The following is a 25,444-nucleotide window of genomic DNA, read 5'->3' as shown; positions in this document are numbered from 1 at the left end:
GAGTCAAGCGGCTGCGCGCCCCTCACTTGCCCGCGGGCTGCCCCTTGGACGGCAAGGGCGCCGGGGTCGCGGGCTTGCGCCGCCGACGCGGGGCCGGATGCGCCGCCGCAATCGACGCCTTGGCCGTCTCGGGCGCGGGCGCCTGCAGCGCTGTGGGGGCTGCTGTGGCCGGCTCGGCCGCTACCGGTGCGGCCGCGTCCTCCGTCTCGACTGCGGCCAAAGCGGCGGGAGCGGGTGTTGCCGCGCGCTCTGCCTCGGGCGCCTTTGCGACCACGGCAGCGGCCTGTTCGGGCGCCAGGGTCGGTTCAGGGGCGAGGCTCTGTTCAGGGGCGGGTGCGGCGGACTTGGCTGCGGCCTGTTTGGCTGCCGGTGCCTGTGCCCGGGCCGGGGTCGCCTTTCTGGGCGCGGGAACCGATGCGGCCGCCTGCAGCGCCTGCACCTGCGCAAGCGGCGCATTCAGCGCCGCGCGAGACAGGATCTGCATCACGCGCAGCTGGTTGCTGATCGCATAACCGGCCAGCCGGAACGCGGCGGCCTGGACATGCAGCGGAGAGGTCATCTGTAGCATCGCCATCTTACTCCATCAGACAGGTCGGGGCGGATGCAGCACCCGAACCGCAAGCGGGATCACCCCACAGGCGCGAATCTGCATCAGCGCCAGTCTACGGCATACAACCCATGCTTGTGCAGCAAAAAATGCCGCAGCGCGGCAAAAACCCGCCGATCCCCGGCCCCCTGCCCAAGAAACCGGCTATCCGACGTGGAACAGCGTGGCGAAGAGGCGCGGATCGAGACTGGCGGTGGCAAAGGTCGCCCCCTCGGTCAGGACCGAGACCGCATCATGGCTGTGCAGGCTTTCCTGGTGGCTCGCGACCACCCGGAAATCGCCGATCCGGTGGTCGGCCAGCAGCTCGGCGCAGAACAGCCGCGCCGCGTCCTCGACAAAGATCGGGTTGGCGGCGTTCAGCTCGGCGAATGCCTGCTCGTCCTCGCGCTTGACCATCACCTGCGTCTCGGTCGGCACCGCCCGGCGGCACAGCGCGATCAGATCCTCGAACCACAGACAGCTGGCATCGCCATCCACCACCACCGACAGCCGCGCGACCGAGCGCTGCGAATGCGGCGTGGCCAGCTGCCCCCGGCTGGAGCGCGCATGTTCGCTGAGTTCCAGCGAACAGGGGCAGGTCGAGGAATAGACATAGTCCAGATGCATGATCTTGAGCCGCTCGCCGCCCTGTTCGACCAGTTCCAGCGCGATATCGTAGTACTGATAGCCGCTCAGCCCCGAACGCAGGCTTTCGATCCGCTCGGGATAGGAGAACCGCATCTGGATACGCGCGTCGAAACTGTCCAGATCGGTCATGTAATCGTCCAGCGCGGCCTCGATCACCTCAAAGCTGAACGTGCGCTCGGCATGTTTGTAGAAGGACCGCATGATGCGGGACATGTTGATGCCCTTCTTGCCCGCCTCCAGGCTGACGGTGCCGGTCACCGAGGTTTCCAGCGTCAGGTCGTCGCCCTCCTTGCGGTGAAAGCGGATCGGCAGGCGGAAATTCGAGATGCCCACATGCTGGATCTGCTGCTTTGCCCCGCGGATCAGGCTGGACGGGCCGTTCTGCAGGTCAGGCAGCCCGGCGCGATAGGTTGCATCGACGGTGAAATCCTCTGGGTACTGCCGGCTGAGATCGGGATAGTTCGACAGGGCCGCATCCGGCAGCAGCCGTGCGACCGAGGGGTCAAGCTCGCTGATCTCGGTGCTGGTGGCACCCGAGGCCCAGCGGCGCAACACCGCAAGCGCGGCGGCGGCTGCGTCGCGGTCGGGTGTCTCGTCGATATCGCGGGGGTGTAGGTTCATCGCACACATCCTCGGTCTTGTCCGTCCATCAATATGGACCGGCCCGGCGTTCCAATCCACCTGATTACGCGGGATATTGCCGAGTGGATCAAGAAAACCGATGGAAAACGACGCTTGTGCGGCATTTTGGCAGCCCGGGCGGAGGCCGGAGGTGACGGCACCTCCGGCGATTCCCTGCTAGCCGGCGGAAGAGTCGAGAGCAGCCCGAAGATCAGCCAGCAAGTCGCCCGCATCCTCGAGCCCGACCGAGAAACGGATCAGGCCCGGCGTGATGCCCAGCTCGGCCCGCTGCGCCTCGCTCAACCGTTGATGGGTGGTGGTGGCGGGATGGGTGGCGATGGATTTGGCATCACCCAGATTGTTCGAGATCACCGGGATAGTCAGCGCGTTCAGAAAACGGAACGCCGCCGGTTTGCCGCCCCTGAGGTCGAGCGACAGCACGGTGCCCCCCTTGCCGCCCAGCTGGCTCTGGATCAGCGCGTTCTGGGCATGGCTCTTCAGCCCGGGATAGAGCGTGCGCACCAGCTCCGGGTGCCCCTCCAGCGCCTCGGCCAGCTTCTGCGCGGTTTCGGCCTGGGCATTCACGCGCAGCGCCATGGTCTCGAGCCCCTTGAGCATGATCCAGGCGCTGAACGGGCTGAGCGCGCCGCCGGTATGTTTCAGATAGGGCTCCACCGTGCCCCGGATGAACTCGCGGCTGCCGATGATCACCCCGCCCAGCGCGCGGCCCTGCCCGTCGATATGCTTGGTCGCGGAATAGACCACCACATCGGCACCCTGCTGGATGGCACGCGAGAAGACGGGCGTCGAGAACACGTTGTCCACCACCACCTTGGCGCCCACCGAATGGGCGATCTCGGCCACGGCGGTAATGTCGATCACCTCCAGCGTCGGGTTCGACATGCTCTCAAAGAACACCGCCTTGGTTTCGGGCCTGACCGCCGCGCGCCATTGCTCCAGATCGGTGCCGTCGACAAATGTCACCTCGACCCCGTAGCGGGTCAGGATATTCTCAAGGATATAGAGGCACGACCCAAACAGAGCCTTGGCCGAGACCACATGGTCGCCCGCCTTCAGCATCGACACCAGCGCGCCGTTGACCGCAGCCATGCCCGAGGCGGTGGCAAAGGCGTCCTCGCCCCCTTCGAGCGCGGCGATGCGCTGTTCGAACATGGCAACCGTCGGGTTGCCGTATCGGGCATAGATGAACTCGTCCGGGCCACAGTCGATGAACCGCGCCTCGGCCTGCTCGGCGGTCTCGTAAACAAAGCCCTGCGTCAGAAAGATCGCTTCGCTCACCTCGCCCCACTGGCTCCGGCGGGTGCCGCCATGGACTGCCTGCGTGCGCTTGCTCCAATCCGTGCTCATATCCGTTCCTTTCGGCCCCGGAACCAGAAGGGCAAAGAAAAACCCCAATCGCGGGTCAAGCGAAAGGGGGTCTTTCATCCTGACCTTTTAGCGGTGATGTTTAGCGTGGCCCGCAATCCGGTAACAAATCGCCACGTGGTTCCTGAACACGGGCTTTAGCCGCGCGCGCGCGTTGCGTCAAGCCTGTGCAAAGCGTCTCACAATCCTGTCATGAGGAAATCTCGCGCGTGGCGGGGGCGGAATTCTGCAAGAATTCCGATCCGGAAAACGTGCCGTTTTCCGGGCCGGTTTTCATGTGAAAACCGGCGCCGTCAGCCGCGATCGACCGCCACCAGCCCCAGATCGCGCGCCGCCGCGCGCGAGAGAATGCCACTGTCCAGCCCCTGCGGTTCCTGATAGCGCCGCACCGCTGCCCGGGTGCGGGCATCCATCTCGCCGCTGGGCGCACCGCGATAGAAGCCACGCGCCGCCAGCGCCCGCTGCACCGAGGCGACGAAATCGGGCGTCAACTCCTGCGCGCAGAGCGTCTCGAACCAGGTTTCCTTGCGTTCGCGCACGATCTCCTGGCGGGTCTCGGTCTTGTAGACCGCCGGCTGCAACACGCTGCCGTCGCTCTGTATCTCGGCCGGTTGCAGCATCACCTGATGGGTCACCGTTTCGATGATCGCAGGAGTCACCTGTTTGCCCCAGCAGGTGCCCGGCGCCGCCCCCGGCGGCGCCTCGGCGGTAAAACGCGACACTTCCGGCTCGCGCAGAGCATCCACATCCGGCAAGCCGGTATCGCAACCGCTCAGCCCGACAAGGGCCAGCGCACAGAAAAGGGCGGATCGTGACATCATGCTCGGGCCTCTTGGGCTTTTGGCTCACTCTACCCCATCTCGGGGGCCCGCGCAAAGCCCCGCAAGACCGGGGCGCGTGCACGCCAAATCAGGAAGAGACCGGTCCGGCTGGCAAAACGGGCTGGCCAGACCTAAATGGCTTGGCTATTGGAGTCAGCGCAACGTCACAAAGGAACATCCGAGCCATGGCAAAGATCACCTATATCGAGCATAACGGCACCCAGCACACGGTCGAGGTCGCCAACGGCCTGACCGTGATGGAAGGCGCCCGCGACAATAACATCCCGGGCATCGAGGCCGATTGCGGCGGCGCCTGCGCCTGTTCCACCTGCCATGTCTATATCCATCCCGACTGGGTCGAGAAACTGCCCGCCAAGGATGACATGGAAGAAGACATGCTCGATTTCGCCTACGAGCCCGACCCGGCCCGCTCGCGCCTGACCTGCCAGTTGAAGGTCACCGATGCACTGGACGGTCTCGTGGTGCAGATGCCCGAAAAGCAGATCTGATGACCGGCGCGATGCCGGCCCCCGCAGGGACCGGGTTTCCCGACGGCATTGCGCGCAATTCAGACAAGGCGCCGCGTCGACCGCTGCGCCCTTTGCACACGCTGTTGCGCGGCGCGGCTTTGACGTGGTGCCTGTGGCTGGCCCCGGTCGGCGCCTGGGCCTGCGAGGCGCGCTATGCCGAGCACGGCCTGCCCGGGCGCGGGGCCGAGACCTCCTTCTCCAACCGCACCGCTGCGGGCCGGCACGAGGCCTGGGCCCCGCGCGACGCGGATCTGCGGTTCCATGCCGCCTATGCGGTGGAGACCGACGAATACGGCCATGGCGTGCTGGGCGGGCTGAAGGATGCCAAGGCGCTGACCATCCATGTCTCGCGCCCCGGCGATCCCCGCATCACCTGCCCGGCAGAGGCCACCCTGCCCCCCGGCGCGGTGTTCGAGGATATCGCGCCGCATCTGGCCGATCTGGACGGCGACGGCCTGCCCGAGGTGATCGCCGTGCGCAGCACGGTAAACGACGGCGCCCGGCTTGAAATCTATGACCGTCGCGCCCGCCTTCTGGCCGCGACTCCGCCGATCGGGACCCGCAACCGCTGGCTGGCGGTTCTGGGCGCCGCCGATCTGGACGGCGACGGGTTCATGGAAATCGCCTATGTCGACCGCCCGCACCTGGCAAAGACCCTTCGCATCTGGCGCTACCGTGACGGCAGCCTGACCCAGATCGCCAGCCTGCGCGGCCTGACCAACCATCGCATCGGCGAGGAATTCATAACCGGCGGGCTGCGCGATTGCGGCAGCGGCCCCGAGATCATTCTGGCCAGCGCCGATTGGCGTCAGGTCGTCGCGCTGCGCCATGACGACGAGTGGCAAAGCCGCGCTCTTGGCGCCTTCTCGGCCGGTGCCGTTGCCGCCGCCCTGTCCTGCAAGACACGATGAGGGCCGATCACCCGGCGGACGGCACCACATGTTCGCCGCCGATATCGCCCAGCGACTGGAACAGGGCGGCGGTATTGCTGACCCCGAACTTCTTCAAGAGCCGCGCCCGGTGCACCTCGACCGTGCGATAGCTGAGGTCCAGTTCGCGCGCGATCTCCTTGCTTGTCTTTCCCTCGCCCAGCAGCGAATAGACCTCGCGCTCGCGCCGGCTCAGCGGCTGATAACGGCGGATCTCGGAAAGGTCGGCAAAGGTCCAGACCGCGCGCGCCAGCGGTTCCTCGGGGGTAAAGGTCTGGCCGCGCACCCGACACCAGAACAGCTCGCCATCGCGACGCCGCATCACCCGCTCGTCCCAATAGAGATTGCCCTCGCCCAGATCCTTGTCGCCGCGATGCAGGATGTTCTGAAACTCCTCGTCCGAGGGGTAGAGGAACACAAACAGCCGGTCCAGCAACTCCTCGCGCTCATAGCCGAACATGGAGCAGAAGCGGTGATTGACCTCGCGGATCACCCGCGCCTCGGTCACCACGATGCCGACCGGCACCCAGTCAAAGGCCAGCCCGCGCAATTCGCGCGTGGCATAGGCGTTGTCCAACAGATCCTTGTCGACCGGTCCCGGCATGCCGTTCCTCCCTGTCCCGATCATATCGTGCGACCAAGGTGAATGAAAACCTCTCTCCGGGCCGCACCGCTCCCCCTTCATTTCGCGTCAAATACTCCGGGGGAGCCTACAAAATTCGACGAATTTTGTAGGCCGGGGGCAGCGCCCCCCGCCCGGTCAGAGCGCACGCCAGCCGATATCGCGGCGATAGAACCCACCCGGCCAGTCGATCGCCTCGACCATGGCATAGGCCCGGTCACGCGCCTCGGCGAGGCTGTCGCCGCGCGCGGTCACGTTCAGCACCCGGCCGCCGGTGGCAACAATCGCGCCCTCGCGGGCGGCGGTACCCGCATGGAAAACCATATTGCGGCTATCCTCGGGCAAGGTATCCAGCCCCTTGATCTCGCTGCCTTTCTGATAGGATCCGGGATAGCCGTTCGCGGCCATCACCACGGTGATCGCGTGATCCTCTGCCCAGTTCACCCGGGCCTCGCGAAGCCGGCCCTCGGCGGTGGCATGCATCAGGTCCATCGCCTGCGCACCCAGCCGCAGCATCAGTACCTGGCATTCCGGGTCCCCGAAGCGGACATTGTATTCCACCAGACGCGGCGCACCGTCCTTGATCATCAGCCCGACATAGAGGACGCCCTGGAAGGGCACGCCGCGCCGCGCCATCTCGGCCATGGTCGGCTTGACGATCTCCTCCATCGCGCGCGCCTCGACCTCGGCGCTCAGCACCGGCGCGGGCGAATAGGCACCCATGCCGCCGGTATTGGGGCCGGTATCGCCCTCGCCCACCCGCTTGTGGTCCTGTGCGGTGCCGATCGACAGCACCTCCTCGCCATCCACCAGCACGAAAAGCGAGGCCTCTTCACCTTCCATGAATTCCTCGATCACCACCTCGGCGCCCGCATCGCCAAAGGCGCCGCCCAGCATGTCGTCGATTGCCTCCAGCGCCGTCGCCTCGTCCATCGCCACGATCACGCCCTTACCTGCGGCCAGACCGTCGGCCTTGATCACGATGGGAGCACCCTGCGCGCGGATGTAATCCTTGGCAGGCCCGGCCTGGGTAAAGCGCGCATAGCCCGCGGTCGGGGCCCCTGCGGCATCGCAAATCTCCTTGGTAAAGCTTTTCGAGGCCTCCAGCCGCGCCGCCGCCGCCGAGGGGCCAAAGACCAGGAACCCCGCCTCGCGCAGCCGGTCGGCCACGCCGGCGGCCAAGGGCGCCTCGGGGCCGACGATGACAAAGTCGATGGCATTCTCCTCGGCGAAAGTCGCCACCAACCCGCCATCCATGATGTCCAGCTCGGCGCATTCGGCGATCTGCGCGATCCCCGCATTGCCCGGCGCCACGATCAGCTTGTCGCATTTGGGGTTCTGCATCACCGCCCAGGCCAGCGCGTGTTCGCGCCCACCGCTGCCGAGAATGAGGATGTTCATGTAATGCGCTCCGATCTGCTTGGCCTTGGTTGTCGGGCGTTCTAAGCTGCGCCGACGTCTTACTCAAGTCACCAGCGGAGCGCCCAATTGTCCGACCTCCTTGATGATCCCCAGCCGGGACAGAATATGCCCGAATTCACCGTCACCGAGATCTCGGGCGAGGTGAAGCGCACGCTCGAGGGCAGCTTTGGCCGCATCCGGGTGCGCGGCGAGGTGGGGCGCGTGTTCCAGGCCCGCTCGGGCCATCTCTATTACGACATCAAGGACGACCGTAACGTGCTGGCCTGCACCACCTGGAAGGGTCAGGTCGCCAGCCTGTCGGTGGTGCCCGAAGAGGGGTTGGAGGTCGTCGTGACCGGGAGGCTGACCGCCTTTGGCGCCCAGTCGAAATACAACCTGAACGTCGACGAGGTGGCGGTTGCCGGTCAGGGCGCGCTGATGGCGCTGCTTGAAAAGCGCAAGAAACAGCTCGAGGCCGAGGGGTTGTTTGCACCCGAACGCAAGCGCCCCCTGCCCTATCTGCCACAGATCATCGGGGTGATCACCTCGCCGCAAGGGGCGGTGATCCGCGATATCCTGCACCGGTTGCGCGACCGCTTTCCGCGCAAGGTGCTGATCTGGCCGGTCGCGGTGCAGGGCGCCAATTGCGCCCCCGAGGTGGCCCGCGCCATCGAGGGGTTCAACATGTTCAGCCCCGGTGGCGCGCTGCCCCGGCCCGATCTGCTGATCGTGGCGCGCGGCGGCGGCTCGATAGAGGATCTCTGGGGCTTCAACGAGGAAATCGTCGCCCGCGCGGCGGCGGCCAGCCAGATCCCGCTGATCTCGGCGGTGGGGCACGAAACCGACACCACGCTGATCGACTTCGTTTCGGACCGGCGCGCACCGACCCCCACAGCCGCCGCCGAGATGGCCGTTCCCGTCCGCCTCGAACTGCTGGCCTGGACCGGCGAACAGGGGGCTCGGCTGTCGCGCGCGGCCTCGGATGCGGTGCAGCGGCGCGCCCAGCGCCTGCGCGACCTGTCGCGCGCGCTGCCCCGGCCCGACAGCCTGCTGGACACGCCGCGCCAGCGGCTCGACCGCGCCGCCGAACGTCTGCCCGCCGCCCTCACCCAGGGGGTGCAGCGGCGTCGGCTGCGGCTGGCCGAACTCTCGGCCCCGCTGCGCCCCGCCAGCCTGCGCGCGCTGGTCAGTGCCCGCCGCGACCACCTTGCCCATCTCGGCTCGCGCCTGTCGCCGCGCGCGCTGGAACGCGAGATCGCCGCGCAGGGTGAGCGTCTGACCCGGCTGTCCGACCGTCTGAACAGCGCCCAGACCACCCGCATCGAGCGCCTGCGCCAAAGGCTGGAATCCGCCGACCGGCTGCGCGAGACGCTGGGCTACAAGGCAACGCTGGCGCGCGGTTATGCAGTGGTGCGCGACGATCAGGGCGCGCTGCTGACCACCCGGGCGCAGGCCGCCAAGGCGGCCGCGCTGCAGATCGAATTCGCCGATGGCACGCTCGACACCGGCGGCGCCCCCGCAAAACCCGCCAGCAAGCCGAAACAGAAACCGCCCGAACAGGGCTCGCTGTTCTGATGCTGACGATCTGGGGCCGCCGGACATCGTCGAATGTGCAGGCGCTGATGTGGTGTGTGGGTGAACTCAACCTGGCCCACATTCGCCATGACGCCGGGCACCGCTATGGCGGGCTCGACACGCCCGAATTTGGGCGCCTCAATCCCAACCGCACCATCCCCGTGCTCAAGGACGGGACCAACCCGCCGATCTGGGAAACCGGTGCCATCCTGCGCTATCTTGCCACCCGCTATGGCAAGGACAGCTTCTGGCCGAGCGATCCGGTCCGCCGCGCGCGGGTGGATCAATGGGCCGAATGGGCCAAGCTGAACGTGGCCCAGGCCTTTACCGCGCCGGTCTTCTGGCGCGTGGTGCGTACCGCACCGCAGGATCGCGACCCCGCCGCCATCGCTCGCGCCCTTGCCGAGCTGGAGGCCAAGCTCGCCCTTGCCGAAGCCCAGCTGTCGCGCCATGCGCATATTGCCGGAGATGCCTTCACCCTCGCCGATATCCAGCTCGGCCATATCCTCTATCGCTATTACGATATCGGCATCACCCGCGCGCCGCTGCCGCATCTGCATCTCTACTATCAGCGCCTCAGCGCGCGCCCGGCCTTCCGCCAGCACGTGATGGTCCCTTACGACGAACTCCGGGTTACCTGAGCCGCATCATTTCGCCGAAAATACTCCGGGGGAATCGCCGCAGGCGATGGGGGCAGCGCCCCCTTTGATCGGCCTCAGACCCCGACGTCCGGCCCGTAACAAAGCATCTCTTCGCCGATCTCCTCGGCCTCGTACAGCTCTGTCTGGGTGGGATCGCCCTCGAACTGCGCCACCAGCCCGCCGCCGGTATCGCGGAACACCCAGCATTGCGGATCGGGCCGGTCCTCGTAGACGAAACAGATCTGCCCCGCCGCCTCGTACCAGATGCCTTCCTTGCACTCGCCATCCAGGAACGACCAGATCACCCGCCGCCCGGACAGATAGCGTTCCACCCCATAGGCGGTGCCGTCAAAGCCGTAGAACAGCGTCTTGCCCAGCGTGTAGCGGTCGAACTCCTCCGCCGACATCACCGGCTGGGCCACCGCCGCCGGGGCCATCAGGGTCAGAATCAGGGCCAAGCGCATCATGAGGCCCAGTGTGGCAGATGCGGGCGCGTGCGGCTACTCACGTGCTCCGCAAACAGCGTGAACGCGCGGATCCATCACCCGCCGCCACAGCGGCGGCACGGTGGCCAGAACCGCCATGATCGGCATCGCATAGGGCCATTGCGGCATCTCGGGGTCCAGCCGCAGCGCCGCGAAATCGCGGCCCGGATTCTGGTGATGGTCGGAATGGCGCGGCGCGTTCAGCATCATCGCCGAGCTGTACCAATGCGGCGCATTCCAGGAATGGTGCGCGCGCGCCGGTTCGTATCTGCCATTGGCCAAGGCTTTGCGTTCAAGCCCGTAGTGCTGGATGTAATCGGCCAGCAGCAGCTGTATCTGCGCATAGCCCGCCAGTAGCACCAGCGCCAGAATCCCGCGCCCGCCCGCCAGCAGCCAGGCCGCTGCCAGCATCGCCCCCGCCCCTGCCAGATAGGCCCGATAAGGGGTCGCGCCCCGGCCCTTCCTCAGCGCCCGCTCGGCCGTCAGCCCGGCTCGGAACGAACCGACCCAGGCGCGCGGCAGAAAGGCCCAGAACCCCTGCCCCAAGCGGGCCGAATTCGGATCGCGCGGGGTGGCCACCCAAAGGTGATGCACCCGCATATGGGCCGAGGTGTGATGACCGAACAGCAAGCTGACATAGATCGCCGCCCCCAGCCAGTGCTGCCAGCGGTCGGCCCGATGGATCAGCTCATGCGCGTTCGAATTCGACACCTGCCCGAAGCAGAGCGCCACCGCCGCGCCCAATGCCACCGCCTGCGCTCCGGTCAATGCCCCCTGGACCAGCGCCGGGATCGCCAGCGCCAGCAGCGCGAAATGCGCCCCCGCCAGCACCAGCGGCAAGACCTGCGCGCCCGCCCAGTCGGCCGCCGCCAGCGGCCGCACCGGCAGCTTGTCCATCACCGCCACATAGACGGTCATCCAGATCAGCGCGCCCCAGGCCCAGCCGCCCCCCAGCAGACAGGCCGCACCCAGCACCGCATAGGGCGACAGGCTGGCAAGGATATAGCGATACATGCGGGCTCCCTCGGTATCGGTGCTTCTGCTTAACATCGCGTCACCCGCGCGAAAATCCCCTTGCTCGCCCGGTGCCGCCCACGTCAACTGGGCGCAAAGACCGGAGGACCCCGTGAGCCAAACCCTGTTCTGGATCGCCGCCGCCTGCGCGCTGGCCTATCTGGCGATGACCGCCCGCCCCGCCAGCCTGATGCGCAGCGCAGTCAAGACCGCCTCGGTCGCACTGCTTGCGCTGATGGTGCTGGTCTCGGGCGGCCCCGTGCTGCTGGTGCTGGCGCTGGCCCTCTGCGCGCTTGGCGACTGGCTCCTCTCGCGCGAGACCGAGGCGACCTTCATGGCAGGTGTCGGCGCCTTTGCCGCCGGTCATCTGGCCTATGTCGCCCTGTTCCTGACCCATCCCGCCAGCGATACCGGGCAGCTTGCCGCACAATGGCCGCTGGTGGCGGGCCTCGCGGCTCTCGGGCTGGTCATGGCCAGCCTGCTCGCCCCCCGCGCAGGCGATCTCAAAGGGCCGGTACTGGCCTATGTCCCGATCATCCTCGGCATGGGTCTGGCCGCGCTGACCCTGCCGCAGGCCGGCGTGCTGGCCTGGGTCCTGCCCGCTGCCGCCGCCTTCATCGCCTCGGACATGATCCTTGCAACCGAGAAATTCCTGCTGCCGCCCGGTCACCCGGCCCTGCGCCTGACGCCTTATCTGGTCTGGCCGCTCTACTGGGGGGCGCAGATGGGCTTTGCCCTTGCGCTCACCTGACCCTTTGCAACCGGCGCCAATCCGCATTAGGTGAGACTAAACCGCAAGCGGAGGCCCGGACATGGCGTTTTTCTCGAAACTCAAGGACCGTCTGTTCAAATCGTCCTCGAAGATCGAACAGGGGCTCGACGCCATTGTCGAGGATGGCGGGGTCGAGGAAGCGGTCACCGCGACCCAGCCAGATCCGGTAATCCCCCAGCCCGACCCGGAACCGCAACCGGTGCCGGAACTGCCCGACACGCCCGAGATGCCGGAACCCCAACCGGTCGACCCGACCCCGGCGCCGATGCCGCCCGAGGCACCGCAGCCGATCGACCCGGCCCCGCCCGCTGAAGCCGGAACGGGCCGTGGCCTGCTGGGCCGCCTTTTCGCCCGCCCCGGCGGCGCGACCGTGGTGCGCCGCACGCTGGATGACGACATGCTGGAACAGCTCGAAGAGCTGCTGATCGCCGCCGACATGGGCGTCGACACCGCCCTGCGCGTCACCGCCAACATGGCCGAGGGGCGGATCGGGCGCAAACTCTCGACACAAGAGATCAAGGCACTGCTGGCGCAGGAAATCACCCGTATCATGGAACCGGTCGCCCGCCCGATGCCGCTCTACCCCAAGCGCCCGCAGGTGGTGCTGGTCGTGGGCGTCAACGGTTCGGGCAAGACCACCACCATCGGCAAGCTCGCCAGCCAGTTCAAGGCGGCGGGCAAAAAGGTGGTGATCGCCGCCGGCGACACCTTCCGCGCCGCCGCCGTCGAACAGCTCCAGGTCTGGGGCGACCGCGCCGGCGTGCCGGTGCTGACCGCGCCCGAAGGCTCCGATCCCGCCTCGCTTGCCTTTGACGCCATGACCCGCGCGCAGGAAGACGGCGCCGACCTGTTGCTGATCGACACGGCGGGCCGGTTGCAGAACCGCGCCGACCTGATGGAGGAACTGGCCAAGATCGTCCGCGTCATCCGCAAGAAGGACGACACCGCCCCCCACAACACGCTTCTGGTGCTCGACGCCACCACCGGCCAGAACGCCATCAGCCAGGTCGAGACCTTTCAGAAACTGGCCGATGTCTCGGGCCTGGTGATGACGAAGCTCGACGGCACCGCCAAGGGCGGCATCCTTGTCTCGCTGGCCGACCGCTTCGGCCTGCCGATTCATGCCATCGGGGTGGGCGAACAGATCGACGATCTGGCCCCCTTCGACCCCGAAGACTTCGCCGCCGCCCTGACCGGGTTCGAGCGCGGATGAGCCGGTCGGCCTGCATAGGGGCACGGTAGCGCCATGTCCGACACCAGCCCTGGGCACAGACTGCTGACGCGGATTTCGGTGGCGGCCTTTGCGCTGGTTACGCTTGCCCTTCTGCTGCCGGGTCATCTGAAACGCTGGCAGGCCCCCGTGCCCCGGGACGGCGCCTTCTACACCACGCAGGCGTTCGAGCGGCGTACCCGTGTCTTTCACGGCGACGGTCATTTTGGTCGGCTTGCGGCGGGCTTGCGGCTGGGCGAGGTGGTGTCGTTCGAGTGTATCTCTTCGGCCGCGGCCCGGCGGGAATTCGGCTGGCGCGGCGCGCGCGAGGTCATCTTTGATTGCCCCACCGTGTTCCGCGACACCGGCGGTGCGGAATACACCTGGGTGTTCCGGCTGATCCCGAACGATGACCCGCTGACCAACCCCGCGCCCGAGGGCTATGGCACTTTCCACATAGATGCCGGAGAGGCGCGCGCCATTCTGGAAGCGCAGGGAATGTTCCCATGATCCCACCCTTTCGGGCCCTTGTGCCGGGCCACGAATGAGCGATTGGCTGATCTCCCTCGAAGGCACCCCGGCAGGGCACGATCTGGCGCTGGCGCTGGCCATCATGGCCGCCTTCCTGCACGCGGTCTTTGGCGCGCTGCAAAAGGGCCGCCACGATCCCTGGCTCAGCCGGGGCGCCATCGACGGCGCCTATGCGCTGATGGCCGCGCCCTTTGCCCTGTTCGTGGTGCCCTGGCCCGAGCCGCATATGTGGCTCATCTTCGCCACCGCCTGGCTGATCCATGTCTTTTACAAGCTGTTTCAGGCCATGGCCTATACCAGGGGCGCCTATACGGTGGTCTATCCGGTGGTGCGCGGCACCGGGCCGCTGTTTACCGTGATTGGCGCCTATCTGCTGTTTGGCGAGACCTTTACCGCCCTGCAATGGCTGGGCGTCGGTGTCCTGCTGGCGGGGATCTTCGGCCTCGCGGTCTATAACATGATCTTTCTCGACACCGCGCGCGAAACATTGATGCCCGCGCTGGGGCTGGCCGTGATCACCGGCCTCTTCGTGGCGCTCTACACCACCTATGACGCCTATGGCATCCGGGCCACCGCCGATCCGTTCACCTTTCTGGCCTGGTTCTTCTTCATCGACGGGCCGGTGTTTCCGGTCATCGCCGGGCTGCGCTGGCGCGCGATGATCCACCGCCCCGCACCGGGCCCGCTGATCCTGCGCGGCTTTGCCGGGGGCATCACCGCCTTTCTCTCCTTTGGTGCGATCATGCTGGCCACAAGGCTGGACAAGGTGGGCGAGGCCGCCGTGCTGCGCGAGACCTCGACCGTGTTTGCTGCGCTGATCGGCTGGCTGGTGCTGAAAGAGACGGTCGGACCGCGCCGGATCGCCCTGATGGGGTTGATCGCAGCGGGTGCGGTGATAGTTGAGATGGGTGGATAAAAGACAGGCAGAGGCCCATGGCAGCGGACAAAGACATCAACCCCATCCTCAAGCAGGTGCTGGAACTGGGCCCCACCGTGGCCTTTTTCCTGATCTACCTGAGGCTCAAGGAAAAGACCTTTCAGATCGCGGGCACCGATTATTCCGGGTTCATCGTGGCAACGCTGGTCTTCATCCCGATCCTGCTGGCGGCGATGGGGGTGCTCTGGGCACTGACGGGCAAGCTCAGCCGGATGCAGATCTTCACCGCCTTCATGGTGATCTTCTTTGGTGGGCTCACCGCCTGGTTCAATGACGAGCGGTTCTTCAAGATGAAGACGACGCTGGTCTATGGTGTCTTCGCGATCCTGCTGGGCATCGGGCTGATGCGGGGGCGCTCTTACCTGGCCTATGTGCTGGGCGATGTGCTGCCGATGCGCGACGAAGGCTGGATGATCCTGACCCGGCGGCTGTGCGGCGCCTTCACCGGGCTGGCGGTGGCAAACGAGCTGGTCTGGCGCAACATGTCCACCGATCTCTGGGTCAAGATCGAGACCTTCGGCTTTCCGATCCTCTTGATGGGCTTCATCATGCTGCAATTCGGCCTGCTGCAGGCCCATATGATCGACCCCGACCAGGAACAGGGCTGATCCACCGCGCCGCTTGAGTGTCGCACTCTCCCGGCTTAGGGTCGTCATCTGTAACCAGTGAGAGGCCCAAACCCATATGATTTGCCTGCCCGAAACCGGCTTTCTGGCCGAGGCCTCGCCCCGGCTGAAGCAGATGCTGGCCGCCCAGGCCGCCGAGATCGGGCTGGCGCGCGGCGACACCCTGTTCAAGCAGGGCGATCCGGGTGACGCGCTATATGCGGTGCTGTCGGGCGCGTTGGAGATCTCGATCCTGTCGCTGGACGGGCGCAAGCTGTCGCTCGATCTGGTCGGCCCCGGCGCGGTGTTCGGAGAGATCGCGCTGTTCGACCCCGGCCCGCGCACTGCCACGGTAAGCGCGGCGGAACCGGCGCGGGTGCTGCGCGTGCTCAGCGCCGATGTGATGGCCGAGCTGCGCCGGCATCCCGAACTGGCAATCGACATGGTGCGGCTGGCCGGACAACGCATGCGCTGGATGGGCGGGCAGCTGAACGAACAGGTGTTTCTGCCGGTCCCGACCCGGCTGGCGCGCAAGCTGCTGCACCTGGCCCCCCATCACGACGCGGGCGGTGCCACGGTGCGGCTGTCGCAGGCCGAGCTGGCCGAATATGTCGGCGCGACCCGCGAGGCGGTGTCCAAGACGCTGGCCCATTGGAAGCGCATGGGCGTGATCGAGGTCGCGCGCGGCACGCTGGCAATCCGCGATCCGCAGGCGCTGCGTGCGCTGGCCGACCCCGATCAGATCTGATGCGCGCCCGGTCTGAAACGACCCCGTTCGGCGCAGGTTCTTCACCCGTTGTGATGTGGGTCACAGACCCGAATCGTCACCCGCGGCAAACCTGTCCGTGGTTACCGTCCTGAGGTTGGGGAGCATCCCCAGTGTTCCGTCCCATACCGACCTCTGTTACCTCACTTGAGCCATGTGCCCCCGCACATGGCTCTTTTTCTTGCCCCGCTCAGGCCAGCGACGGTGTGTCCTGGCTGAACAGGTTGCACCAGGTGCCATCCGGCTGCTGCCGCCAGATCGAGCTGACATACATCTCTTCGTCGGTCTCCCGTCCGACCCGGCGGAACCGGGCCGCATAGCTGAGCAGCGCGCAGCCCGGCGCCAGGTCCAGTACCCGCGCCTGCGACAAGGCGAACCGGGTCATCGTGGGGCCATCGGCCAATTGTCCCGCATGCTCAGCGCGCCCCGAGAACCCGTCGGAATAGACCCCCAGAAAACCGGGATCGAGCGCTGCCTCATCCGCAGCGGCATCACCATCGACCAGCGCCTGCCAGACCCGGGTTTCGCAGTCGAGCAGGGTTTCAAGCAAATCCGTCATCATAACCTTCCGTACAAACGAAAGGCGGCCGGGAAACCCGGCCGCCTTGCTGTCGATCCTTGTTGGTGTCACTGGCCGAGGCTCAGCGCCACGAAGCGGGGTTCACCGCCCCGGCGCACCAGCAGCAGCAGCGATTTGCGCCCCGCCTCGCGCGCCTCGTCGATGCGGGTCTCCAGATCGGCCAGCGTGGCCACTTTCTGCTGCCCCGCCTCGGTGATGACATCGCCGGTGCGCAGCCCCTTTTCAAAGGCTTCCGAAGCCTCATCGACCGCGACAATCGCCAGACCGGTCGCATCCTCGGCCAGGCCCAGTTCGGCCCGCATCTCGGCCGTCAGCACGCTGACCGTCAGGCCCAGGAACTCTTTCTTGCTGGCCTCTGGGGTGGTCTGGCCGCCTTCGCCCTCTTCCTCAGAGCCGGAACCGGCGCGTTCGGCATCCTCGCGCCGGCCCAGCGTCACCAGAATGGTCTGGGTGCCGCCATCGCGGAACACCAGCACGCGCACCGATTTGCCGACCTCGCTCTCGCCGACGCGGCGCACCAGATCGCGGGTGTCGCGCACCTCGGCCCCGTCAAAGCTGACGATGACATCGCCGGCCTTCAGCCCGGCCTCTTTGGCAGGCCCCTCGGGCACATCGCTGATCAGCGCGCCACCGGTCTTTTCCAGCCCCATCGCCTCGGCCATGTCCTCGGTCACGTCCTGGATGCGCACGCCCAGCCAGCCCCGACGGGTCTCGCCATATTCGCGCAGCTGGCCCACCACCTTGGTGACCACGTTCGAGGCCATCGAGAAACCGATGCCGATCGAGCCGCCATTGGGCGACAGGATCGCGGTGTTCACCCCGATCACCTCGCCATCCATGTTGAACAGCGGGCCGCCGGAATTGCCCCGGTTGATCGCCGCATCGGTCTGGATATAATCGTCATAGCTGCCGCTGAGCGCCCGGTTGCGGGCCGACACGATACCGGCCGAGACCGAGAAGCCCTGCCCCAGCGGGTTGCCCATCGCCATCACCCAATCACCCACGCGCGCGGTGTCGGAATTGCCGAACTTGACATATTTCAGCGGCCCGTCCGCCTCGACCTTCAACAGGGCGATATCGGTGTTCTCGTCGGTGCCCACCACCTTGGCGGGCAATTCGCGCGCCGGCTGACCATCGCCGGGAAAGAACTCGATCAGGATCTCGTCGGCCTTGGCGATCACGTGATTGTTGGTGACGATATAGCCATCCTCGGAGATCACGAAGCCCGACCCAAGGGCCGAGCTGCGCCGGGGCCGGTCCCCGCCGCCATTGCGATCCTGGAACTCGCGAAAGAAATCCTCGAAGGGCGAACCTTCGGGCACGATCCCCTGCGGACCGGTCGAACCTTCGACCAGGGTCGAGGTGGTGATGTTCACCACCGCCGGGCTGACCTTGTCCGCCAGCGGCGCCAGGCTCTCGGGCCTTGCCTGCGCGATGAGGGTCTGGAGCAGGAGGAACAGCACGCTCAGACCTGCCAGCGCCATCAACCGGGCGTTTGTGGTCATCCTGCTGTCCTGCGTCCGGGCGATGCTGCGTGCCTTTGGCTGCACTGGGGGTCTCCTTGATACCTACCTGCCGACCGGAGGGCACGGCCCTGCCCGGTCACTGTCTCGTTCAACAATGTAGTCAGTTTGCCTCCGCCCGCAACTCGGGATCGCGGGGAAATGAAGGCGCGAGCGCCCCGGCGTCCGCAAAAGCGGTCAAAACCCGATCTGATAGGCGGCCCAGACAAGGATCAGACCGATCACCATGCTCAGCAATCCGGTCTGGCGCCGCGCCGCCAGCGGCAGGCTGCGCAGGATGTCCAGCAGCCGTTCGACGATACCCGGTGCCAGCGCATAGACCGCGCCCTCGACGATCAGCACCAGCCCAAGGCCGAGCAGCAGCAGGCCGCTCATCCGGTGGCACCCCGGTTGCGGCAGGACTTGATACCGCCATCGCCCTGATAGCGCATTGCATAGGTGACCAGCAGCTCGGCGGCCGCCTGCGACAGCCGCCCGTCGGCCGAGGTCAGATGGTCGAGTGCGGTGAAATACTCACGATCGCAGGAATAGGAGGGGAACTTGCGGCTTTCGCTGACCCCCAGCCCCATGTCGCGGGCCGATTGGGTGGTGATCTCGCCGCTTTCGCCACCGCGCTCGGCATCATCCGCCCCGGTCAGCCGGGCCGAGACGACACCCTTGCAGCTGTCATCCTCGTGACTCAGCCGTTCCCAGATCTCGAAGAAACGCGCGCCCTCGCCGGGCAGATCCTGCACATAGCGCAGGGCGCGCATCTGCATCCCCTTGGGATAGCTCGTGCTTTTGGCGTAGGTCGCGGTGATCTGAAGCTTGGCGTCGATCGCCGAGAGCAATCCGCCAACCCCCGCCGCCAGCTCTATGCCAGCGCTCTGTTCCAGGGTGATCTCGTCGCTGCAATTCTTCTCTTCGACCAGCAGACGCTCAAAGAAATCGCGCGCCTCGCGAAAGCTTTGCGCGTCCAGATCGAGGCCGATGATATCCGCCCCCAGCCGCGCCAGCGCATCGCCCCGCGTCAGGGGCCGGATCGGCGCATAGCTGGTGTCGCTGCGCAGCTCGTCGGTATCGACAAAGACGAAATCGCTGTCCTCGCGCGGGATTTCGACCGTGGTGGCGGCGTCAAAACCCGGCTTGCGGTTCTCGGGGCCAACGGCCAGCGTCACCGTGTCCTCGCTGTGATCGACCAGCTGGTAACGCTCGGAGCTGCTGTATTCCAGCACCCTTCCATCGGTGGTTTGCACTGCCCCCGGACGCTGCGCCACGGCGATGAACCCGTCATAGCCATCGGCCTTGAAATAGCCCTTGCTGTCGGCCCGCACATAGACGGGCAGACCATCCTGGGTAACGGCAAAGCACCACAGATCGAGCGATTGCTTGCGGCACAGCGGGCCGCGCCCGACCAACAGGATCTTGCCCGCCGGCAGATAGGCGCGGGTCGCGCTCATGCTGGCGCGATCGCCGGTGATGGTGGCCAGGCGCACGACGCTGCTGACCGAGACCCGCTTGCCATAGGTGTCATAGGCGGTATCGCCCAGCACGATGGCAGGCTCCGCCAACGCCGGGGCGGCCAGGGTAAGGGCCGTCAAACAGGCATAAATCAATCGCATTTCAATTCCTGAATTCCGGTTTTGCCGCATTTGACGGCATTCATGCCCGGGGATCAAGACAACTGTCGGGAGAACGCGAAAAGGGCCGGCGCAATGGCCGGCCCTTTCCCTGTCTGTGACATGCCCTGAGGCTTATTCTGACCGGCCCGAGGGCGACTTCAGATAGTTGAAGAACTCGGAATCCGGGCTCATCACCATCGAGCTGTTGCCCCCTTGCAGCGCCTTTTCATAGGCCGAGAGCGAGCGGTAGAACTCGAAGAATTCCGGGTCCTTGCCAAAGGCCTCGGCAAAGATGCCGTTGCGCTGTGCGTCGGCCTCACCGCGAACGATCTCGGCCTCGCGGCGCGCTTCCGAGACCAGTTCGACCACGGTCCGGTCGGCCTGGGCCCTGATCCGCTGCGCCGCCTCGTTACCGCGCGCCACCTCGTCGGCGGCTTCGCGTTCACGCTCGGCCCGCATCCGGGCAAACGTGGCGTTCAGGTTGGCTTCGGGCAGGTCGGTCCGCTTCAGCCGCACGTCGATCACCTCAAGCCCCAGATCGCGGGCCTCGAAGATGGCACCGTTGCGGATGCGCAGCATCAGCGCGGCACGGTCGGAACTCAGGATATCGTTCGAGCTGACCGAGCCGAGGATTTCGCGCGTCTTGGCGCGCAGGATCGAATCGAGCCGCGTTTCGGCGGTGGCGATGCCACCGGCACCCACGGCCTGACGGAACTGCCGCACATCGACGATGCGATAGCGGGCAAAGGCGTCGACCACCAGACGGCGGTCATCCAGCGGGGTGACTTCCAGCGGGCCGACTTCGCGGCTGAGGATGCGGTCGTCATAGCGCACCACTTCCTGGATGAGCGGGATCTTGAAGGCCAGTCCCGGCTCTTCCTTGACGTCGATCACCCGGCCGAATTGCAGCACCAGCGCCTTTTCGCGCTCGTCCACGATGAACAGCGACGACAGGCCCAGCGCAACCAGCACCACGACGATGGGCAGGAGAAAGGTCGATTTCCGCATCAGTTGTTCTCCTTGTCGCTGGATTTGCGCAGCTCGTTGAGCGGCAGATAGGGCACCACGCCCTGGCTGCCCGAGCCTTCGCCGTCCAGGATCACCTTGTCGATATCGCCCAGCACCTGCTCCATCCGCTCCAGATAGAGACGCTTGCGGGTCACGTCGGGCGCCTTGGAGTATTCCTCGAGCACCGCGAGGAAGCGGCTGGCCTCACCCTGGGCCTCGTTCACCACGCGGGCGCGATAGCCTTCGGCCTCTTCCAGCACCTGCGCCGCTTCACCGCGCGCGCCGGCCAGAACCGTATTGGCATAGGCATCGGCCTGTTTTTCCAGCCGGTCGCGTTCCTGACCTGCCGACTGAACCTCGCGGAAGGCATCCTTGACCGGCTCTGGCGGGTCGGCCCCGTCAAAGTTGACCCGGACGATGTTGATGCCCGAGTTATAGCTGTCCAGCGTCAGCTGGATCAGGTCTTTGAGCCGCTCTGCGATGACCGCACGGTCCCGGTTGAGGATCGGTGCCAGTTCCGACTGCGCGATGATCTCGCGCATCGCCGATTCCGACACCGCCTGAATGGTCTGGCGCGGGTCGCGCAGGTTGAACAGGAAATTGGCCGGATCGGTGATGTTCCACACCACCTGGAAGTCGATATCGACGATGTTCTCGTCCCCGGTCAGCATCAGCCCGGCATCGCTGCCGCGCCCGCCCGAGCCGATGGTCTCGGTCTGTTCGACCTTGACCGGGATCACCTCGGCAGTGACCAGCGGCCAGGGGGCAAAATTCAGACCCTCGGTACCGATGCCGGAAAACTCGCCCAGGAACAGTTCAACCGACTGTTCTTCGGGTTTGACGGTATAGAAACTCGCCATGCCCCAGAGACCAAGCGCAACCACAAGGCCCAGACCCACGGTGCCCCGGGTAAAGGCCGGGCCGCCACCGCCGCCGGTGCCGCGACCGTTGCCGCCGCCCCGGTTGCCGGATCCGCCGCGCCCGCCCATCAGGACGCGCAGCTGTTCCTGGCCCTTCTTGACCAATTCGTCGATCTCGGGGATCTGCGGGCCATCACCTTCGGGCGGCCGCTGACCGCCATTGTTTCCCCTGTTTCCGCCGCCACCGGAAGAGCCTCCGCCCCCCCAGGGGCCACCTGAGTTGCCCGCCATCTGGTTTCCGTCTCCTTGTTGTTCACACGGCCGTGACCGGCCTGTTCCTTAACCTGAGCATTTTGCTCCGTAAATCAAGCACTGCGGACCGGTTGCCGCAGGGTGACCAGTTCTTCGGCCATAACCGGGTGAACCGCAACCGTTCGGTCGAAGTCCTCCTTGGTGGCGCCCATCTTGACCGCGATGCCGACCAGCTGGATCATTTCACCCGCGCCCGGGGCCACGATATGGCAGCCCAAAACCTTGCGCGTGGCCTTTGACACGATCAGTTTCATCAGCACCCGCTGGCTGCGCCCGGCAAAGGCGGTCTGCATCGGCTTGAACGAGGTCGCATAGATCTCGACCGGCTCCTGCGCTGCGGCCTCCTCCTCACTCAAACCCACGGTGCCCATCTCGGGCTGGGTAAAGATCGCGGTCGGGATCAGCGCGTGATCGACCGGCGTCGGCTTGCCCCGGAACACGGTATCGACAAAGGCCATGCCCTCGCGGATCGCAACCGGCGTCAGGTTGACCCGGTCGGTGACATCGCCGATCGCATAGATCGAGGGCACCGCCGTCTGGCTGTAGTCATCCACCACGATCTGACCCTTGCGACCAAGCTCGACGCCCAGCCCCTCGAGTCCGAGGTGGTCGGCATTGGGCACCCGGCCGGTGGCGAACATCACCTGGTCGAACAGCTCTTCGTCGCCATTGGTAGCCTTGACCCGGATCCGGTCGCCTTCGCGTTCCATCTCCAGCACATTGGTGCCCAGATGCAGCTTGATGCCGTTCTGGCACATCTCCTCGCTGACCAGCCCGCGCGCCTCGTCATCGAAACCCCGCAGGATCTGGGCGCCGCGATAATACTGCGTCACCTCGACGCCCATGCCGTTCATGATGCCCACGAATTCACAGGCGATGTAACCGCCGCCCACGATCAGCATCCGCTCGGGCAGCTTGTCCAGATGGAAAATCTCGTTCGAGGTGATGGCCAGCTCTGCGCCCTTGATCTCGGGCTTGACCGGGCGGCCACCGGTGGCGATCAGGATATGCTTGGCGCTCTTGCGGGTGCCGTCCGACAGCTCGACCGTATGGGCATCGACCAGCCGCGCGCGCATGTCGAATGTCTCGACCCCGTTGTTCTTGAGGATGTTGCGATAGACGCCCTCCAGCCGGTCCAGCTCGGTATACAGCTTGCTGCGGAACACGTCCCAGTCGAACGCGCCCGGCTGGATGTTCCAGCCATAGGCCTGCGCATCCTCGACCATGCCGGAATATTCGCTGGCAAATACCATCAGCTTCTTGGGCACACAGCCCCGGATCACGCAGGTGCCGCCATAACGGTCTTCTTCGGCCAGTGCCACCTTTGCCCCGGTCTCGCCCGCCGCGACACGCGCCGCGCGCACGCCGCCCGAACCGCCGCCGATGACAAAAAGGTCGTAGTCAAAACTCATCTATTCGCCTCGTAGTCCCGCCGCTGCCCTGGCGGGCGGCGGCCTTTTGATCCTGTGCCGGCCGGTCGGCCCTGCGTGAGCTGTTCACATATGGCCGGCCCTGCCGAAAACAACGCCGATCACGCCCGCGTGAGCGCGCGCTCAATCCGCCAGATCGGTAAACAGGTTGTCGCTTTCGACAAAATCGAGCCGGTCATGTTCGACCGTGCCCTGGTTGATATCGCGGATTTCCACCCGCCCGTCGCCATGGCCCACCACAACGGTATCACAGATATCTATGAACAGGCCATTTTCCACCACGCCGGGGATCTGGTTCAGCACCAGCGCCAACTGCCGGGCATTGCCGATCCGTTGCAGGTGAAGGTCGAGGATATGATTGCCCTCGTCGGTGACAAACGGCGTGTCGCCATTCATCCGCAAGGTCGCCGTCCGCCCCAGCACATCCATCGAGATCAGCGTCTCCTCCAGCAGCGCCTGGGTGGTCTGCCAGCCGAACGGGATCACCTCAACCGGCAGGGGAAAAGCACCCAGCCGGCTGACCTCCTTGCCCAGATCGGCGATCACCACCATCTGGTCAGAGGCAGTCGCCACGATCTTTTCCTGCAGCAGCGCACCGCCGCCGCCCTTGATCAGGTTCAGGTCGCCGTCGAACTCGTCTGCCCCGTCGATGGTGATATCCAGCCAACGCGCCTCATCCAGCGTGATCACCTCGATCCCCACCTCTCGCGCCAGTTGCGCGGTCCGGGTCGAGGTCGGCACGCCGCGCATCTTCAACCCTTCCTTGCGCACCATGTCGCCCAGGCAGCGCACCAGCCAGGCGGCGGTCGAGCCGGTGCCCAGACCCACGCGCATCCCGTCCTCGACCAGATCGGCCGCCCGTTTGGCGGCAACGAATTTCGCCTTGTCGATGGGCGAGAGTTCTCCGGTCATGGCAGCATCCCCTGTTGCTGGTTGTCTGCCTTATACGCAACGACCCGCCCAACTGCGAGACCAAATCCTGCCGACAGGCGTCCGCTACCGAGCCTTACCCGCGCTGCATATTGGCAATGACCCGGCGCATCAGCCCGGTGAAGGCGGTCCTTTCCGCCTCCTCCAGCCCCGCCAGCGCCTGCGCATTCTGCATCTCTGCCGCCGCCTTGGCGCGGGCCTCCAGCGCGCGGGCGCGGTCGGTCAGGTGGATCAGCCGGGCGCGGCGGTCCTCCTCCGAGGGTTCGCGCCGGATCAGCCCGTCGCGCTCCATCCGTTTGAGCGTATTGGCCATGGTCGCCTGTTCCACATCCAGTGCGGCGGTCAGGTCGGCCTGGGTGCGCCCGTCGTCGTGCCACAGCTCCAGCAGCACCATGAACTGCGCAGGGGCGAGGCCCAGCGGCTGGATGCGCCGCGCCAGCCCCGCCGCAAAGAGCCGCGCCATGTGATTGGCCAGATACCCGGCCGAATTTTGCTGAAACTGATCCATGGCTCGGCTTACTCATTGCATAGTGTGCTATGCAAGATTATTTAAATAGCACACTATCCAAATGGAGATTCCGCGATGAAACGCAAACTGCATGCCTTGAGCGGGTCCGTGGCCCTGCTCACCATCGCCTGTTTCTGGACCTCGACCGCGCTGGTCGAGCTGTTTGGCACCCATGCCCAGATCGCGCAGGTCAAGATCGCGATCCTTTACGGCATGGCGCTGCTGATCCCCGCCATGGCCACTGCTGGCGCCACCGGTGCGGCCCTGGGCAAGGGCTGGCGCCTGCCCGTAGTCGCGGCCAAATCGGGCCGGATGAAGCTGATCGCCGCCAATGGTCTGTTGATCCTGCTGCCCAGCGCCGTGTTCCTGGCCATCCGCGCCAATGCGGGCCAGTTCGACACGCTCTTTTACGCGGTGCAGGCGCTGGAGCTTTTGGCGGGCGCCACCAACATCACCCTGTTGACGCTGAACCTGCGCGCCGGTCTGGCCTTGCACCGCCGCCGCATCGCGCGGGCCGCCTGATGCCAATGCATCCCCCCGTGCATACATGATGTAAAGATGCGCGTTTCCGATGGGAAACGTCGCAATCAGGGATTGGGGAATCGCCGATCC

General features: G+C 66.0%; 28 protein-coding genes and 1 riboswitch. Of the genes, 11 read left to right on the top strand and 17 right to left on the bottom strand.

Annotated features, from left to right (window positions below; translation table 11 throughout):
• Positions 1–22 precede the first annotated feature (22 nt).
• The 4 genes from SPO_RS06890 to SPO_RS06875 form a co-directional block, all read right to left on the bottom strand.
• A complete protein-coding gene (locus SPO_RS06890; protein WP_044028063.1) occupies positions 23–574 on the bottom strand; it encodes a hypothetical protein in 552 nt (183 codons plus the stop codon).
• A 177-nt stretch (positions 575–751) separates the two neighbouring features.
• The gene (gene folE2, locus SPO_RS06885; RefSeq protein ID WP_011047090.1) at positions 752–1,855 is read right to left on the bottom strand and encodes a GTP cyclohydrolase FolE2; all 1,104 of its coding nucleotides are present in this window, start codon (positions 1,853–1,855) and stop codon (positions 752–754) included.
• A gap of 177 nt (positions 1,856–2,032) precedes the next feature.
• Positions 2,033–3,223 (bottom strand): O-succinylhomoserine sulfhydrylase, encoded by a 1,191-nt coding sequence (gene metZ, locus SPO_RS06880; protein ID WP_011047089.1) that lies wholly within the window; start codon positions 3,221–3,223, stop codon positions 2,033–2,035.
• 67 nt (positions 3,224–3,290) lie between these two features.
• Positions 3,291–3,368, bottom strand: a riboswitch (SAM riboswitch).
• Positions 3,369–3,534: 166 nt separating this feature from the next.
• Positions 3,535–4,062, bottom strand: coding sequence for a peptidoglycan-binding domain-containing protein (locus SPO_RS06875; RefSeq protein ID WP_011047087.1), 528 nt, complete (start codon positions 4,060–4,062; stop codon positions 3,535–3,537).
• Between the two features lie 185 nt (positions 4,063–4,247).
• On the opposite strand from SPO_RS06875, the gene SPO_RS06870 reads away from it, so the two are divergent.
• The gene (locus SPO_RS06870; protein ID WP_011047086.1) at positions 4,248–4,571 is read left to right on the top strand and encodes a 2Fe-2S iron-sulfur cluster-binding protein; all 324 of its coding nucleotides are present in this window, start codon (positions 4,248–4,250) and stop codon (positions 4,569–4,571) included.
• Positions 4,571–5,503 carry an FG-GAP repeat domain-containing protein gene (locus SPO_RS06865; protein WP_011047085.1) on the top strand — a complete coding sequence of 311 codons (933 nt, stop codon included), beginning with the start codon at positions 4,571–4,573 and terminating at the stop codon, positions 5,501–5,503. Before SPO_RS06870 ends, SPO_RS06865 begins: the two co-directional genes overlap by 1 nt.
• A 7-nt stretch (positions 5,504–5,510) precedes the next feature.
• Here the strand turns inward: SPO_RS06865 and SPO_RS06860 are convergent, their stop codons facing one another.
• Both SPO_RS06860 and purD read right to left on the bottom strand, forming a co-directional pair.
• Entirely contained in the window at positions 5,511–6,125 is a 615-nt protein-coding gene (locus tag SPO_RS06860) for a LuxR C-terminal-related transcriptional regulator (protein ID WP_011047084.1), read from the bottom strand.
• A 156-nt stretch (positions 6,126–6,281) separates the two neighbouring features.
• Positions 6,282–7,544 (bottom strand): phosphoribosylamine--glycine ligase, encoded by a 1,263-nt coding sequence (gene purD / locus SPO_RS06855; RefSeq protein WP_011047083.1) that lies wholly within the window; start codon positions 7,542–7,544, stop codon positions 6,282–6,284.
• An 87-nt stretch (positions 7,545–7,631) separates the two neighbouring features.
• Here purD and xseA point away from each other — a divergent pair, with 87 nt between their 5' ends.
• A complete protein-coding gene (gene xseA / locus SPO_RS06850) occupies positions 7,632–9,119 on the top strand; it encodes an exodeoxyribonuclease VII large subunit (RefSeq protein ID WP_044028062.1) in 1,488 nt (495 codons plus the stop codon).
• Entirely contained in the window at positions 9,119–9,760 is a 642-nt protein-coding gene (locus SPO_RS06845) for a glutathione S-transferase family protein (RefSeq protein WP_011047081.1), read from the top strand. The genes xseA and SPO_RS06845 overlap by 1 nt, the downstream gene beginning before the upstream one ends.
• A 74-nt stretch (positions 9,761–9,834) precedes the next feature.
• On the opposite strand, the gene SPO_RS06840 is transcribed toward SPO_RS06845, so the two are convergent.
• Together SPO_RS06840 and SPO_RS06835 are read right to left on the bottom strand one after the other, a co-directional pair.
• Positions 9,835–10,227, bottom strand: a complete 393-nt coding sequence (locus tag SPO_RS06840; RefSeq protein ID WP_011047080.1) for a hypothetical protein — start codon at positions 10,225–10,227, stop codon at positions 9,835–9,837.
• A 33-nt stretch (positions 10,228–10,260) separates the two neighbouring features.
• Positions 10,261–11,259, bottom strand: a complete 999-nt coding sequence (locus SPO_RS06835; protein WP_044028060.1) for an alkane 1-monooxygenase — start codon at positions 11,257–11,259, stop codon at positions 10,261–10,263.
• Positions 11,260–11,371: 112 nt separating this feature from the next.
• On the opposite strand from SPO_RS06835, the gene SPO_RS06830 reads away from it, so the two are divergent.
• The 6 genes from SPO_RS06830 (at position 11,372) to SPO_RS06805 (ending at position 16,062) form a co-directional block, all read left to right on the top strand.
• A complete protein-coding gene (locus tag SPO_RS06830; protein ID WP_011047078.1) occupies positions 11,372–12,010 on the top strand; it encodes a lysoplasmalogenase in 639 nt (212 codons plus the stop codon).
• 61 nt (positions 12,011–12,071) lie between these two features.
• The gene (ftsY, locus tag SPO_RS06825) at positions 12,072–13,244 is read left to right on the top strand and encodes a signal recognition particle-docking protein FtsY (protein ID WP_011047077.1); all 1,173 of its coding nucleotides are present in this window, start codon (positions 12,072–12,074) and stop codon (positions 13,242–13,244) included.
• 33 nt (positions 13,245–13,277) lie between these two features.
• Positions 13,278–13,751 carry a hypothetical protein gene (locus tag SPO_RS06820; protein ID WP_030003198.1) on the top strand — a complete coding sequence of 158 codons (474 nt, stop codon included), beginning with the start codon at positions 13,278–13,280 and terminating at the stop codon, positions 13,749–13,751.
• Positions 13,752–13,785: 34 nt separating this feature from the next.
• Positions 13,786–14,688, top strand: coding sequence for a DMT family transporter (locus SPO_RS06815; RefSeq protein WP_011047076.1), 903 nt, complete (start codon positions 13,786–13,788; stop codon positions 14,686–14,688).
• A 17-nt stretch (positions 14,689–14,705) separates the two neighbouring features.
• A complete protein-coding gene (locus SPO_RS06810) occupies positions 14,706–15,317 on the top strand; it encodes an inner membrane-spanning protein YciB (protein ID WP_011047075.1) in 612 nt (203 codons plus the stop codon).
• 76 nt (positions 15,318–15,393) lie between these two features.
• Positions 15,394–16,062, top strand: a complete 669-nt coding sequence (locus SPO_RS06805) for a Crp/Fnr family transcriptional regulator (RefSeq protein WP_011047074.1) — start codon at positions 15,394–15,396, stop codon at positions 16,060–16,062.
• 208 nt (positions 16,063–16,270) lie between these two features.
• Here SPO_RS06805 and SPO_RS06800 read toward each other — a convergent pair whose 3' ends face one another.
• The 9 genes from SPO_RS06800 to SPO_RS06760 form a co-directional block, all read right to left on the bottom strand.
• A complete protein-coding gene (locus SPO_RS06800; protein WP_030003197.1) occupies positions 16,271–16,639 on the bottom strand; it encodes a nuclear transport factor 2 family protein in 369 nt (122 codons plus the stop codon).
• Between the two features lie 68 nt (positions 16,640–16,707).
• Positions 16,708–18,165, bottom strand: a complete 1,458-nt coding sequence (locus SPO_RS06795; RefSeq protein ID WP_011047072.1) for a DegQ family serine endoprotease — start codon at positions 18,163–18,165, stop codon at positions 16,708–16,710.
• 195 nt (positions 18,166–18,360) lie between these two features.
• Positions 18,361–18,558 (bottom strand): DUF2065 domain-containing protein, encoded by a 198-nt coding sequence (locus SPO_RS06790; RefSeq protein ID WP_011047071.1) that lies wholly within the window; start codon positions 18,556–18,558, stop codon positions 18,361–18,363.
• Positions 18,555–19,763 carry a hypothetical protein gene (locus SPO_RS06785; RefSeq protein ID WP_144083972.1) on the bottom strand — a complete coding sequence of 403 codons (1,209 nt, stop codon included), beginning with the start codon at positions 19,761–19,763 and terminating at the stop codon, positions 18,555–18,557. The genes SPO_RS06790 and SPO_RS06785 overlap by 4 nt, the downstream gene beginning before the upstream one ends.
• A 153-nt stretch (positions 19,764–19,916) precedes the next feature.
• Positions 19,917–20,792, bottom strand: a complete 876-nt coding sequence (hflC, locus tag SPO_RS06780) for a protease modulator HflC (protein ID WP_011047069.1) — start codon at positions 20,790–20,792, stop codon at positions 19,917–19,919.
• Positions 20,792–21,943 carry an FtsH protease activity modulator HflK gene (gene hflK, locus SPO_RS06775; protein ID WP_011047068.1) on the bottom strand — a complete coding sequence of 384 codons (1,152 nt, stop codon included), beginning with the start codon at positions 21,941–21,943 and terminating at the stop codon, positions 20,792–20,794. Before hflK ends, hflC begins: the two co-directional genes overlap by 1 nt.
• A 74-nt stretch (positions 21,944–22,017) precedes the next feature.
• Complete coding sequence (gor, locus tag SPO_RS06770) at positions 22,018–23,376, bottom strand: glutathione-disulfide reductase (protein ID WP_011047067.1); 1,359 nt, start codon at positions 23,374–23,376, stop codon at positions 22,018–22,020.
• Positions 23,377–23,517: 141 nt separating this feature from the next.
• Complete coding sequence (rpiA, locus tag SPO_RS06765) at positions 23,518–24,306, bottom strand: ribose-5-phosphate isomerase RpiA (protein ID WP_011047066.1); 789 nt, start codon at positions 24,304–24,306, stop codon at positions 23,518–23,520.
• 94 nt (positions 24,307–24,400) lie between these two features.
• Positions 24,401–24,832: a MarR family winged helix-turn-helix transcriptional regulator gene (locus SPO_RS06760; RefSeq protein WP_011047065.1), complete on the bottom strand. Its 432-nt coding sequence runs from the start codon at positions 24,830–24,832 to the stop codon at positions 24,401–24,403.
• A 75-nt stretch (positions 24,833–24,907) separates the two neighbouring features.
• Between SPO_RS06760 and SPO_RS06755 the strand changes: the two genes are divergently transcribed.
• Positions 24,908–25,354, top strand: coding sequence for a hypothetical protein (locus SPO_RS06755; protein ID WP_011047064.1), 447 nt, complete (start codon positions 24,908–24,910; stop codon positions 25,352–25,354).
• Positions 25,355–25,444: the final 90 nt, after the last annotated feature.

Origin of the sequence: Ruegeria pomeroyi DSS-3 (genome assembly GCF_000011965.2) — a bacterium.
In the GTDB taxonomy this organism is placed as follows: domain Bacteria; phylum Pseudomonadota; class Alphaproteobacteria; order Rhodobacterales; family Rhodobacteraceae; genus Ruegeria_B; species Ruegeria_B pomeroyi.
This window is presented reverse-complemented; position numbering and strand designations above follow the sequence as displayed.